Annotated in this window: 9 protein-coding genes; 3 read left to right on the forward strand and 6 right to left on the reverse strand. The window is 48.9% G+C overall.

Annotated elements, in window-relative coordinates; translation table 11 throughout:
• Positions 1–271: 271 nt before the first annotated feature.
• The 6 genes from V4C51_RS02150 to V4C51_RS02175 form a co-directional block, all read right to left on the reverse strand.
• Positions 272–4108 carry a YhdP family protein gene (locus V4C51_RS02150; RefSeq protein ID WP_330924478.1) on the reverse strand — a complete coding sequence of 1279 codons (3837 nt, stop codon included), beginning with the start codon at positions 4106–4108 and terminating at the stop codon, positions 272–274.
• 2 nt (positions 4109–4110) lie between these two features.
• Positions 4111–5586 (reverse strand): ribonuclease G, encoded by a 1476-nt coding sequence (gene rng, locus V4C51_RS02155; RefSeq protein ID WP_330924479.1) that lies wholly within the window; start codon positions 5584–5586, stop codon positions 4111–4113.
• Positions 5587–5860: 274 nt separating this feature from the next.
• A complete protein-coding gene (locus tag V4C51_RS02160) occupies positions 5861–6607 on the reverse strand; it encodes a Maf family protein (protein ID WP_330924480.1) in 747 nt (248 codons plus the stop codon).
• 18 nt (positions 6608–6625) lie between these two features.
• Positions 6626–7114 carry a rod shape-determining protein MreD gene (gene mreD / locus V4C51_RS02165; protein ID WP_330924481.1) on the reverse strand — a complete coding sequence of 163 codons (489 nt, stop codon included), beginning with the start codon at positions 7112–7114 and terminating at the stop codon, positions 6626–6628.
• Positions 7111–7971: a rod shape-determining protein MreC gene (gene mreC / locus V4C51_RS02170; protein ID WP_330924512.1), complete on the reverse strand. Its 861-nt coding sequence runs from the start codon at positions 7969–7971 to the stop codon at positions 7111–7113. The genes mreD and mreC overlap by 4 nt, the downstream gene beginning before the upstream one ends.
• 145 nt (positions 7972–8116) lie before the next feature.
• Positions 8117–9154 (reverse strand): rod shape-determining protein, encoded by a 1038-nt coding sequence (locus V4C51_RS02175; protein WP_330924482.1) that lies wholly within the window; start codon positions 9152–9154, stop codon positions 8117–8119.
• Between the two features lie 695 nt (positions 9155–9849).
• Between V4C51_RS02175 and gatC the strand changes: the two genes are divergently transcribed.
• The 3 genes from gatC (at position 9850) to gatB (ending at position 13141) form a co-directional block, all read left to right on the forward strand.
• Entirely contained in the window at positions 9850–10137 is a 288-nt protein-coding gene (gene gatC, locus V4C51_RS02180) for an Asp-tRNA(Asn)/Glu-tRNA(Gln) amidotransferase subunit GatC (RefSeq protein WP_330924483.1), read from the forward strand.
• An 84-nt stretch (positions 10138–10221) separates the two neighbouring features.
• Entirely contained in the window at positions 10222–11682 is a 1461-nt protein-coding gene (gene gatA, locus V4C51_RS02185; protein ID WP_330924484.1) for an Asp-tRNA(Asn)/Glu-tRNA(Gln) amidotransferase subunit GatA, read from the forward strand.
• A 10-nt stretch (positions 11683–11692) separates the two neighbouring features.
• Positions 11693–13141 carry an Asp-tRNA(Asn)/Glu-tRNA(Gln) amidotransferase subunit GatB gene (gatB, locus tag V4C51_RS02190; protein ID WP_330924485.1) on the forward strand — a complete coding sequence of 483 codons (1449 nt, stop codon included), beginning with the start codon at positions 11693–11695 and terminating at the stop codon, positions 13139–13141.
• Positions 13142–13215: the final 74 nt, after the last annotated feature.

The following is a 13215-nucleotide window of genomic DNA, read 5'->3' on the forward strand; positions in this document are numbered from 1 at the left end:
AACTTCGGTAAGTCAAAAGACAAACATACAGTAGCAGAATGTTAGAAGCAGTCTTAAAAGTCTGCCCGTAGCGAGGACTGCGAGAAATGGCGGATAAAAAGTCGCTTTTGTGAGGAGAATAGCGGGACTATTTGACGAACAAAAGCGGCTTTTTAGACCCATTTATCGTAGCCGCAGTAGAAGCATGACTTTTAAGACTGCTTCTTAGTGAAAATTCGCTACCCGGCTGGCTCAGCGGGAGTTATCTCTCCCAAGCCAGGTAGCAGTGATTTTATTCATTGGGCTTAACGGTTTTGTTGGAGAACAGGCGATCCAGCTCCACATCGGGGTTACTGAAAGAGCCTTTAATCTGATAGCGCATGCTGGCCAACTTATCCACTTCATTACCAATAAGTTTATCGGCCAGAAAAATAATACCCGCCACAGGTGGGGAGGCGCCCAGCAAAAAACTGAAGATAGGCAGGTTAGACGTTACCGGTAGTGTGATCACCATACTCAGATCCAGCTCATTTTTATTGCTGTTCACCAACCCATCAAATTTGAGGTTTGACGAGGGTCCCTCAATCACAATGGGACGGTCAAAAGTCACGAGGCCCTTGTCAAAACGTAACGCGCCTTTGAGACTATCAAAACTCAAGCCCGATGCATACAAGTCAGAAAAATCCAGCTTTAAGCGTCTGCTCAATGACTCTGTATTTAAAAGACCAAATAATTTAAGCGCTCCCGCGCCACCATCAAGCTTGTTAAGTTTTCCATCTTTCATTTTCACTCCGACGACACCGGAGATGTTGGCAAAGGTTATATCCAAGGGTGAACCTGACCAGTTAAGTGAGGCGTTGAACTCACTGCTCTTCCCTTGGACAAACACGGGCAAATGAAGCGCCTCTTGCAACTCCTTGATGGTTTCACCTTTGATCACGCCAGAAAAGTAGGAACTTTGCTTGCCCTTGTTTTCTCGCCAGTCCATAGAGCCTGTGATGCTCATATTGGCAATATTGCTGGTGATATCTTTGATGATAATGCCATCGGACTCTTTTCGGAGCTTGAAGGAAAGTGAAATGGCATCCATTGAGCCTCCCGTGAACGAACGAATCGAAACATCCGCTTCTGGGATTGTCAGCGGGCTGATGTTCAGAAGGCTTTTTTCATTGCCTTCAGAAGACGCTTTTGAGGGCAATACCAGATGATCCACGACTAAGGTATAAGGTGTTCCCTTTTCTTCCGGTATCCATAATTCACCCGCCAATGATTTGCTGTTGACTGATAATTTTTTCGCATTTTTGTCGTTTTCGAGCCCCAGCTGAACATCCTCTAGCACCCTTTCTTCATAGAGAAGCCGCCCAATGGTTAAATCGGATATCTTCACCTGTGGAGAAACCCCTTTTTCCTCCCGGTCAGCAGACAGATGCTTAAAACGGGTATACCAAGGCATTACATTCAGCTCTGGCAGTGTACCCGTGATCAATATCTCGCCCGTTTTTTTTGCTGGGTTAGCGGTATCTGACTTTATATTTGGCCCTAACAGTACAGTACTGTATCTCAATGAGTGGTCAGCATTCAGTCCGAAAAAGGCAGTACCAAGCCCCTGTAAATGCAAGGTTATGTCGCTATTTTTTTTGCTCACCGCATAGGTGAGGGTGAGAGGTTGCTTTTCATCATGCTTTTTTGCCAGTGGAGCAGGGAGTTCTATGGAGACGCCGGTCAAATCTGTCTTAAGCTTAAGGGTTGATGCCATGTTTTCAGGCGCAATTAGCAAATTCCCCAAATAAGACACCTTTCCCTTCAAGACATTTCGCGCGTCAAATTTTAGCCAGTGACTGAGTGAGGAAATATCAGCCTCCCCCTGCCAGGAAACGCGGGTAGCATCGAGTGTATTATTGTTCACTTCTGATGAGATAGAGGCTGTCACAGGATAGTTAAATAACAGCCCATTGAGCTTGTCACTTGATAAGCCGGCTGTTGTTGTATAGTTGATAGTGCCAGAAATATCATTGATATTGACACCATATTCAGGAAAGCCCAACTGGAAGTTGTTTAAATACCCCTCAACGCTGACGTTTGATGATTCAGGCCGATTGATAGGAATACGCAATTGGAGTTCACTGTTAAAGGTTCCTGTCATTTCCCATTTCTTTGCCGCTCCAGAGATGACTTCATTAATTGGGGTTTCGGTTAACAGGCGCTGAACACTGGTGCCCTTTGCATTAAGCGCCCCGGAAACAGAAACGACAACGTCATCCTGAAATGGTACGGTTACCAAGACATTACTCAATTTAGCGCCCAGCATTTCAGCTTTTCTGGCATTGACCTCAACACGCTCTTTATTCACAAAAATGTCACCAGACAGATGGCTGATTGTCGGCCACTGCCTGTGATAATTCAGCACTCCCTCACCAATATCAAAGAAAAGCCCCCAGCTGACATCATTGGGTTCTTTTGTTGCCTTTAACACACCGTTGTAGATAAAGCCCCCCTCTTTGAGGTCAGCGCTTTTTATCGCGTCATCCAGCCAATCCACCAGAGTATTGGACAGGCTATGCACGGGAATATACTTTTTAGCTGCTGAATTACCGTTTTTAATGCCCACCGTCAGGCCCATACTCAATGGCCGCTGGTTCTGGAGTGGGATATCCAGATGCAACTGCCCGGTCAGCTCACCTTCCTCACCCTTCAAACGGATCTCATCACTTTTAAGGGTGTAAGTGTCATCAGCAATAGTCCAGTACAAACGGGCTTTTGCTGTTGAATAGCGCCAGGTATCACTGAAAATACGGGGAAAACCCAAAGCAAACCGCTCACTGTCCAAATCAAAGTAACCCCGCGATAACCGGGTTCTTAACCAACCAGACACATTTTCAGCTAAAGGAGCATCTTGCCAGGGGTCAACAGACACATTGTCAAGCCGTGCAGACAAGTCGATATCAAACGGTTCCCTTGATGGATAGAGTTTTAATACAAAGTTACGGGCCGTTCCACGAGGATTGAGTGTTTCAAGAAATGATTTTGTTTTTTTGGGCAGCAGTCCGGTAACAAGCAGCATTTTTTTGACTGGCTCAAACTTCACTACATCACTGGCAACAGTGATTGTATATTCACGGTCAGAGATACCCGCTAAATACCAATTTCCCCTGTATGGTGTCTGAGCATCCACTTTCAGATAAACATCATTCGCCCAAAGCTTCCATGACGTTCCTTCAGTACCTTCCATAAAAAAGCGAGACCGGGCTTTCAGGGAGTGCTCGCTATCCTCGCCTTTATACCTCAGCGATGGAATAGCCCCATGACCATTTATCTGCCACTGCCCTTCATTGTAGTACCACGACATCTCTGCCGTTAAAGGCCCCGTCATGAGTTGATCATTACAACGATCGGCTATTGCGCAAAGTGCAACCAGGTCTATTGCTTTGACCGAAATAACGCCATTCCAGCCCACGCCGCCAGTGTTTGTCCCCAACCCCCTCCCGGAAATGTCAACAACCCCTTGCCCTGAATTAAAACGAGCAGCCAGGCGTTTCATACCATCATTACTGTCCAGGGAAAAATAGGGTATTCCCAGAGATAATTCATGGCCCTTAATACTTCTCACATGGACTGCTATATTAGCGATATCAATGGCACCTTGATAGCGCAGCCATTGTAAAATCCGAGGATAGTCAGCCAGTTTAGCCGGTGTATTGTGCTGACCCGCAATGTGGGTTGCGAAACTCGCCAACGACCATCTATCAGCGTCAAGCTGACGAACCGTCAATACAACCCCATCGATGGACAAATGATTAAACACCAGCGCCCGTTTTATCAGGCTGTCCCGAAGGTTAACGGAAAGGTCTACCTTCTTCACCAACAAACCTGGCCTGGCTTCATTTTCACGGGTAACCGACACATTTTTTACCACCAGAGAAGGGTTCCCCCCCTGCCACTGTGTATCCAGATAGCCGATAGCAACAGAACTGTTAAGCTGCTCACTCAAGAGCTGTGTTATTGAGTCCTTATACAGTGGCAGCAGGGCAAGCAATAGCTGCGCGCTTGCCACAGTCAGCAGGCATAGCACCAGTGCGACAGCACCGAGCCGCCATAATATGTGAGCTACCCATCGCAGGAGAGGTTTCATTTTCAGGCAAGCACCACATCAAATTGTTCCTGGCTATAAATAGGTTCAACCTGAAAACGAATCGGTTTTTTAATAAATTCTTCCAGATCCGCTACATTACTGGATTCTTCATCCAGCAAGCGATCAATCACGGATTCTGAGGCAAGCACAAGATAGCCTTCACTTTCGTACGCACGCACAGCCCGTAAAATTTCACGGAAAATCTCATAGCAAATGGTTTCCGCGGTTTTCAATGTGCCACGGCCATTACAGGTAGAACAGGCTTCACACAGCACATTTTCCAACGACTCGCGCGTCCGTTTTCGGGTCATTTCCACCAGGCCAAGATCGCTGACACCGGTAATATTGGTTTTAGCATGGTCTTTTTCCAGAACCTTATCAAAGGCTCTTTGCACCTGTCGCTGATGTTCAGCATCTTCCATATCGATAAAATCGATAATAATAATGCCACCAAGGTTGCGCAACCGTAGCTGTCGGGCTATTGCTACCGCAGCCTCAAGGTTTGTCTTGAAGATGGTTTCCTCGAGGTTACGGTGCCCGACAAACGCACCCGTATTAACGTCAATGGTGGTCATTGCTTCTGTTTGATCAATGACCAGATGCCCCCCGGATTTAAGCTGTACCTTACTGCTTAGCGCCTTATTGATTTCATCCTCAACGCCAAAAAGATCGAAAATCGGCCGCTCTCCCGGGTAGTATTCCACCCGTCCATTGACTTGAGGTACCAACTTTTTGACAAATTTATGAACCTTGTTAAAGGTCTCCCTCGAGTCGATGCGTATTTTCTCAATATCCGGGTTCACCAGATCCCGCATGGTTCTCAACTGCAAAGAGAGATCCTCATAAACGACAGCAGGGGCTTTATTTTCCCTGATATTTTCTTCAATGCTGTTCCACAGGCGGTGCAAAAACAAAATATCGGCTCGCACTTCGTGCTCACCAATTCCTTCTGCCGCTGTGCGAAGGATGAAGCCGCCTTGCTTCTGACGGCTTTCCTCCTCAATACACTGTTCTACCAGAGTACGCAACCGGTCTCGTTCCTGTTCATCTTCAATGCGCAGGGAAATGCCCACATGGTTATTCTGCGGCATAAAAACCAGGTAGCGGGCGGGTAATGAAATCTGCGTGGTCAAGCGCGCGCCTTTAGTGCCCAAAGGGTCCTTGGTCACTTGCACAACCAGCGACTGTCCCTCATGAACCAGCTCCACAATGGGTTGTTCTGTTTGCTCCACAGCGGCTGCCTTGTCACTGCGCGGGGCTATTTCACTGGCATGAATAAACGCCGCCCGCTCCAACCCGATGTCAACAAAAGCAGCCTGCATGCCGGGGAGTACCCGAACGACTTTCCCTTTGTATATATTGCCAACAATACCCCGGCTACAGGATCGCTCAATATAAACCTCCTGAAGGACGCCATTTTCTACCAACGCTACCCGAGACTCCATGGGCGTGATATTCATCAGGATCTCTTCGCTCATCCCCTTCCCCTTACTTCCTTCAACATCATATTCATTCAGAGTCTGTCTGAAAGTTACACCCTTTACGGGGGACGGAGCCAAAAAACGCTGTGTCCAAGTCTCAGGACGGGGTTGATTCACCACGAAACTGAGCCGGCTACCTTAACCGTCATCAAAGGACGGTGTTATTATTATTTCAGACAGCACCTACCGTGATTGTGCTTAGGAGCCTGACCGAGAATAGACTACGCTACTGCGGTTGCGATAAATTGGTCTAAAAATTCCTGCTTCTTCATCAAATAACCTCGCTATTATCCTCAGAAGCAGAAATTTTTATCCTCAATTTCTCGCAATCCTCGCTACGGGCGCTATTCTCGGTCAGGCTCCTAGCGGGGGCGACACTGGTATAGTTTTCATTTCCACCACCTTCAGGCTTCACAGTTGCTTCATCGCTAACTGTCTGCTGCCAGAGTGGAATGTTAAACTTTTCCAGCAACATCGTTGTTTCCTGTAATGGCAGGCCCACAGTACCGCTGTAGCTGCCTTCAAGCTTTACAACCAATGCGGCTCCCATGCCCTGGATGGCATACGCCCCGGCTTTATCATCAGCTTCACCCGTTGCCACATACCTCTGCGCTAACGCCTCTGAAATAGGCATCATCGTTACGTATGTCGTCGACAAAACAGGGTGAAACTGATCACCCTGCATCATTGCCACTGCCGTCAGCACTTGATGGGTCTTTCCCCCCAGTGCTTTGAGCATATCACAGGCATGGGCTTTGTTTTCCGGTTTGCCAAAAATAGTTTCACCAAATACCACAGACGTATCTGCCGTAAGTACCGGGTATGGCGTCAGTTGCTGCCCTTGTACCCGTTCCCAGGCGGCTTGTGCTTTCTGTTTTGCCATCCTGAGCACGTACTCTTTTCCTTGCTCACCAGCCTGGGGTGTTTCATCAATTTCCCCGGTCAGTAACTGAAAAGGGACACCTATCTGCCGTAATAACTGCCGACGACGTGGGGACTGCGAAGCAAGATAAATCATGGTGTTCCTCTCCCCCTTCTAGATCACTCTGAAATAGCGACGTAAAAAACGCAGGATGGAAAATAGCCAGGGCCACAACGGGGCGCTGCTAATAGAAGGCAATAAATACCATAAGGAGGGGGTTGATAGCCCCACTACACTGCGAATCCATAAGTTGACGAGCTGGTAACAATTAATAATTATGAACACAATAAATGTCTGCTGCCACCAGGGGAACATCCGCAGGCGCCGGTGCAAAGACAGCATCACAGAAGCCACAAGTACCAGTCCCACCGAGTTCATGCCAAACGCGACACCGGAAAAAATATCCAGCAATAATCCAGTAAAAAAAGCAAAAAACAAACCAAACCGATTGGGCAGTGCTAAAACCCAGTACATAAGCACCATTGGCACCCAGGCCGGCCGGGCTACTGATAGCCAGGCAGGCAAGGGTAGAATGCTGAGCACCCCGGCAACAAGCAATGACATCCAGACCACCCAGTGGGCATTCGGCGCTTGAATACTCATGGTTTGCTCGCTTCCTGTTTCTTCAATGTTTCGTCCTTCAAGTTTCTGAAAACCAACAGCACTAAACGACTACGGTTGATTTCTGCCATGGGTTTGACCCGCACCGTAGCAAAAGGCTCCCCCGGCTTATGAACCACTTGCTGCACGATACCCAAAGGATAGCCAGGAGGGTATCGCTGCCCGAGACCTGAGCTGGTCAGCAAGTCACCTACTTTAAAATCAGTGGTATCGGGGATATGTAACAATTCCAATTGGTCAGGATTCCCTGTCCCAGCCGCAATAGCACGATAGTTTGTGCGGTTGTTTTGCACCGGCACCCTGCTGGATGTATCTGTTATTAACATAACCCGACTGCTGACTGAACTGACTTCAACAATCTGCCCCATGACACCATGGGCATCCAAAATAGCTTGTCCTGCATACGCCCCATCCAAACTGCCTTTGTTAATCATGACAATATGAGAAAAAGGGTCTGGGTCTACACCAATAATTTCAGCAATGACAACCTGGTCATCCACCAGCTCAGAGGAGTTCAGCAACTCTTTCAGCCGAATATTCTGGGCGGTAAGGGAGGCCAGCTTCTGTACTTTTTGTTCAAGAATCAGGTTGCGCGCCTTGAGCCTGGCATTTTCCTTCAGTAGTTCTGAATGGGAAACCACCGCCTCACTGGCAGCGCCCACTACTTGGGAAGGGAGATCAGCCAACCAGTAAACAGGCGTCGCGGCTACTGTCAGCCATGATCTGACATGAGAAAGGTAAGGGTAACGGTGGTCAAAAAAAATAAGCGCCAGCGACAAAAGCACCAGAAGTATGCTCTTTGTCACCAGCGATTGACGTTGACTAAATATGGATTTAATAGCCTGCTCCTGGGATAGTTACAGCCACCACGGGAGGTATCATCCAAAGCAGGGCGACAGAAAGTCAAACGTCCTTGATGGCTTGGACAAGGCGGCACGTTTGCTTTATGCGCTGATCAATAAATACCTCACTGACTCATCAAAATCAGTCCGTAGATAGCAGATCCATTCGATGTTTATCCATCATTTCTATTGCTCGTCCACCACCTCGGGCTACGCAGGTCAGTGGGTCTTCAGCCACCAATACCGGCAAGCCCGTCTCTTCGCTAATTAGCTTGTCGAGGTCCTTTAACAAGGCGCCACCACCGGTCAGCACCAGGCCACGTTCGGCGATATCCGACGCCAGCTCAGGCGGGGACTGTTCCAGGGCGCTTTTAACTGCCTGTACAATGGCTGTTAAAGACTCCTGCAAAGCATCAAGAATTTCACTACTGTTCAGCGTAAAGCTTCGGGGAATCCCTTCTGCCAGATTCCGTCCGCGGACATCAATCTCCAGCAGTTCATCGCTAGGGTAGGCAATGGCAATTTCCTGTTTGATACGCTCTGCTGTGGCGTCACCAATCAAACTACCATAGTTGCGGCGCACATAGGTTACTATGGCATCATCAAAACGATCCCCACCAATACGGACAGACTCGGAATACACCACACCGCTGAGGGAAATAATGGCTATTTCTGTGGTACCACCACCAATATCCACAACCATGGAGCCGCTGGCCTCTTCCACTGGCAGGCCCGCGCCAATCGCTGCCGCCATAGGCTCCTCAATAAGGTAAACCTCTCGGGCGCCCGCGCCAAGAACAGACTCACGGATAGCCCGCTTCTCAACCTTGGTGGACTTGCACGGGACACAGACCAGCACCCGAGGGCTTGGCTGAATAAAGCTGTTTTCGTGCACCTTGTTAATGAAGTGCTGGAGCATGCGCTCACATACATCAAAATCTGCAATAACGCCATCTTTCATGGGTCGGATGGCAGTTATATTTCCGGGTGTACGTCCCAGCATCCGTTTGGCATCGGCACCAACGGCCACCACGCTTTTCTGGGTGCCCAGATTACGTATGGCAACAACGGAGGGTTCATTCAGTACTATGCCCTTTTCGCGCACATAGACCAGTGTATTGGCCGTTCCCAGATCAATCGACAGGTCGCTGGAAAACAGACCCCGTAACCTTTTCAACATGTTGTGGTTTACCTTGAGTCAAGGCTATCAGTAACTGCCGCCAACTCTAACAATATATAAAATCCAGAGCGGGCTGAACGAATCAACCTCAAGCGCCTCTGGAGTGTCCATTTAGCCAGTCGACAACAACCTCACCTGACCGATCACTGCTTCAGAGACGACTCCGGTGTCATTCGCCGAGTTGTACGATGGCTCAATATAATAAAAAGACTAACAGGAATGTAGCTTAAATATGAATATGTTATCCGTTTATAGCCGTCATTCACAATGACAAACTACTATATTTAAACAAATCCACTGTACAACGTGTCTTTTTTGCCTTTCACACCCCTGCTGATAGTGAACCAAAATACACTCAGCTTTGGATGTGTTACCCAGCAGACATCCCCGTTTATGGCATCAATAGCCTATCATAGTAAAAGCAAGCGCAGAGCACACTCCTACTGCATGAAACACCCGAGGAGCCTGCCGATGCCGAGACAGGGCAGCAGTATATACGATAGCATCAAAAATAGCGTAACTGACTCGATGCCTGTTCCACATTAACGGTGTTCTCCTTATCATTAACAAAAGATGATCAGGTGGGTTCGGATTCGGAAAATAAAAACTATCGTACTCGTTGCGCTATCATCCTCCCCTTGAAATTATTCTGTATTCCCCCATGATTAAGGGTTTATCTAACTCCAGACAATACCATGGCCATAAAAAAGTCTCAGGTCGAAGACGTTGCCCACCTGGCGCGCCTGACTATTGGTGAACACGATGTGGAAGCCACAACGGATACGATCAGCCGTATTTTAACACTGGTTGATCAGATGAAGGGTGTCAACACCGATGACACTCCCCCCATGGCGCACCCTATGGACGCTAAACAACGCCTGCGTGCCGATGAGATTACTGAGCCTGACCTGCGCGAACAGCTCCAGCGTTGCGCACCCGCTGTAGAAGAGGGACTTTTTCTGGTTCCACGTGTTATCGAATAGCCAGGTATACTGTTAATCTTCCGGTTCAGGTGCTGACAGTCATCTTCTACTCTTTTGCTACCCTCACGGTAACCGCCATCGCTTATGTATGATAAAACACTTGCCGAGCAAAGCCAGGCACTGGCCAACGGCGACATCTCCAGTGTCGAGCTTACCCAAAGCTATCTCGGGCGCATCAAACAGCTTGATCAACACTACAATTGCTACATTTCCGTCACTGAGGATCTCGCCCTCAAACAGGCAGCGGCGGCTGATACCCGACGGGCTAACGGTGAAGCGGGTGCCCTCACCGGTATACCCCTGGCTTATAAAGACCTATTTTGTACAAAAGGGGTTCGTACCAGCTGCGGCTCAAAAATGCTGGATAACTTTATTGCGCCCTATGAATCAACGGTCACACAACATTTTCAGGATGCCGGGGCGGTCATGTTGGGTAAGACCAATATGGACGAGTTTGCCATGGGTTCCTCTAATGAAAGCAGTTATTACGGTGTCGTAAAAAATCCCTGGGATACCACTGCCATTGCCGGTGGATCATCGGGTGGTTCAGCCGCATGTGTGGCAGCAAGACTGGCTGCTGGTGCAATAGGGACTGATACGGGCGGCTCCATTCGCCAGCCAGCATCCCACTGCGGCATCACCGGCATTAAACCCACCTATGGCCGGGTATCACGCTATGGCATTGTCGCTTATGCTTCGAGCCTTGATCAGGCAGGCCCCATGGCTCAGACAGCAGAAGATGCTGCGCTGATGCTTAACACCATGGCTGGTTTTGATCATCGCGACTCCACTGCTATTGATAAAACAGTGCCTGATTATACCGCCACCTTGAATGACTCCCTTGAAGGGCTGACCATTGGGTTACCCAAAGAATATTTTACCGCTGGTCTCGACAACCGTGTGGCGCGGCAAATTCAACAGGCTGTTGCTGAGTATGAAAAGCTCGGCGCAACAGTGAAAGAGATCAGCTTGCCCAATAATGAGTTGTCCATTGCCGCCTATTATGTGATTGCCCCGGCAGAAGCTTCCTCTAACCTGTCACGCTTTGATGGTGTTCGTTTTGGTTACCGCTGTGATAACCCCGAAAACCTGGAAGACCTCTACAAACGCAGTCGTAGCGAAGGGTTCGGCGAAGAAGTGAAACGACGTATACTGGTTGGCACTTATGCATTGTCTGCCGGTTACTACGACGCTTACTACATAAAAGCACAAAAAATCCGTCGTTTGATCCGTGATGATTTTCTTAATGCCTTTAAAGAGTGCGACATCATTATGGGCCCAAATGCACCAACCCCCGCTTTTAATATCGGCGAGAAATGTGATGACCCTGTCGCCATGTACCTGTCTGATATTTACACCTTGTCTGTCAACCTTGCCGGTCTGCCGGGTATGTCAATCCCGGTGGGCTTTGCTGACAATCGGCCTGTTGGCTTGCAAATAATCGGACAACACTTTGATGAAGCTCGCCTGCTGAATACGGCCCACCGTTTTCAGCAGGTCACTGACTGGCACCTGAAGGCCCCTGCTACCGCCGCGCTGATTTGAGGATCATACAATGACATGGGAAACCGTAATCGGTCTGGAAATTCACGTTCAGTTGGCAACCAATACCAAGATTTTCTCGGGCGCGTCCACCGCCTTTGGTGCGGCACCGAACACCCAGGCATGTGCTGTTGACCTGGGCTTGCCCGGTGTTCTTCCGGTGCTTAATGAAAATGCCGTGCATAAAGCCATTCAGTTTGGCCTGGCCATTGATGCCCAAATCAATCAGGAAAATGTGTTCGAGCGTAAAAACTATTTCTACCCCGACTTGCCAAAAGGCTACCAAACCACACAATTGGAAAAACCCATTGTTGGCGCTGGCAAGGTTGACATTACCCTGGCAGATGGGACCACAAAAACGGTGCGCGTCCACCACGCTCACCTTGAAGAAGACGCCGGTAAAAGTCTGCACGAAGACTTCCATGGCATGTCCGGTATCGATTTAAACCGTGCCGGTACACCGCTGATTGAGATCGTCACTGAACCTGATATGCGCAGTCCAGAAGAAGCCGTCGCCTTTGCCAAAAAACTCCATGCCATTGTGTCTTCCATTGGCATTTGTGATGGCGATCTTTCTCAAGGCTCCATGCGTTTTGACGTTAACATCTCCGTACGCCCTCAAGGGCAGTCAGCCTTGGGTACCCGCACAGAAACCAAAAATCTGAACTCCTTCCGGTTTATGGAGCAAGCGATCAATAAAGAGGTGGAGCGTCAGATCGACCTGATTGAGGACGGGGGTAAAGTCATTCAGGAAACCCGGCTGTACAACGGTGACACCGGCGAAGCCCGCTCCATGCGCAGTAAGGAGGAAGCCAACGATTACCGCTACTTTCCCTGCCCTGACCTGTTGCCGGTAATGATTGAAGAGAGTCTGATTGACAAGCTCAAAGCGGCTATGCCGGAATTACCCGAAGCCAGGAAAGCACGCTTTATCAGTGAGCTGGGCTTAGGCGACTATGATGCTGATAGTTTATCTGCCCACCGGCCAACAGCGGACTATTTTGAGGCAGCCGTCAACGTCTCTGGTGATGCCAAGTTGACGGCAAACTGGATGATGGGTGAACTGGCAAAAACACTGAATCAGGCCGGTCTGACCATTGACGACAGCCCGGTCAGCGCCACCATGCTCGGCGGTTTAGTGGCTCGTATTAAAGACAATACCCTTTCTGGAAAAATTGCCAAACAGGTGTTTGAAGCCCTTTGGCAAGGGGAAGGGCAGTCGGCTGATGAGGTGATTGAGAAAAAAGGGCTGAAGCAAGTCACCGACACCGCTGTCATTGACGCCATGATTGACGAGGTGCTGGCTAATTGCACGCAACAGGTTGAACAGTACCGTGCGGCACCTGCCGAGAAGCGCGGCAAAATGATTGGTTTTTTTGTGGGCCAATGCATGAAAGCCTCTAAGGGAAAAGCCAATCCAGCTATGGTCAACAAATGCCTGAAACAGAAGCTTGAGGGCTAGCTGGGAGCCAAGCCAGAAAAGGATCATCAATTTGAGGTTGATAACCTTTATCGACAAATAGGCCAGTTGACGGT

The sequence above is a fragment of the Candidatus Sororendozoicomonas aggregata genome (assembly GCF_031528575.1).
Taxonomy (GTDB): Bacteria; Pseudomonadota; Gammaproteobacteria; order Pseudomonadales; family Endozoicomonadaceae; genus Endonucleibacter; species Endonucleibacter aggregata.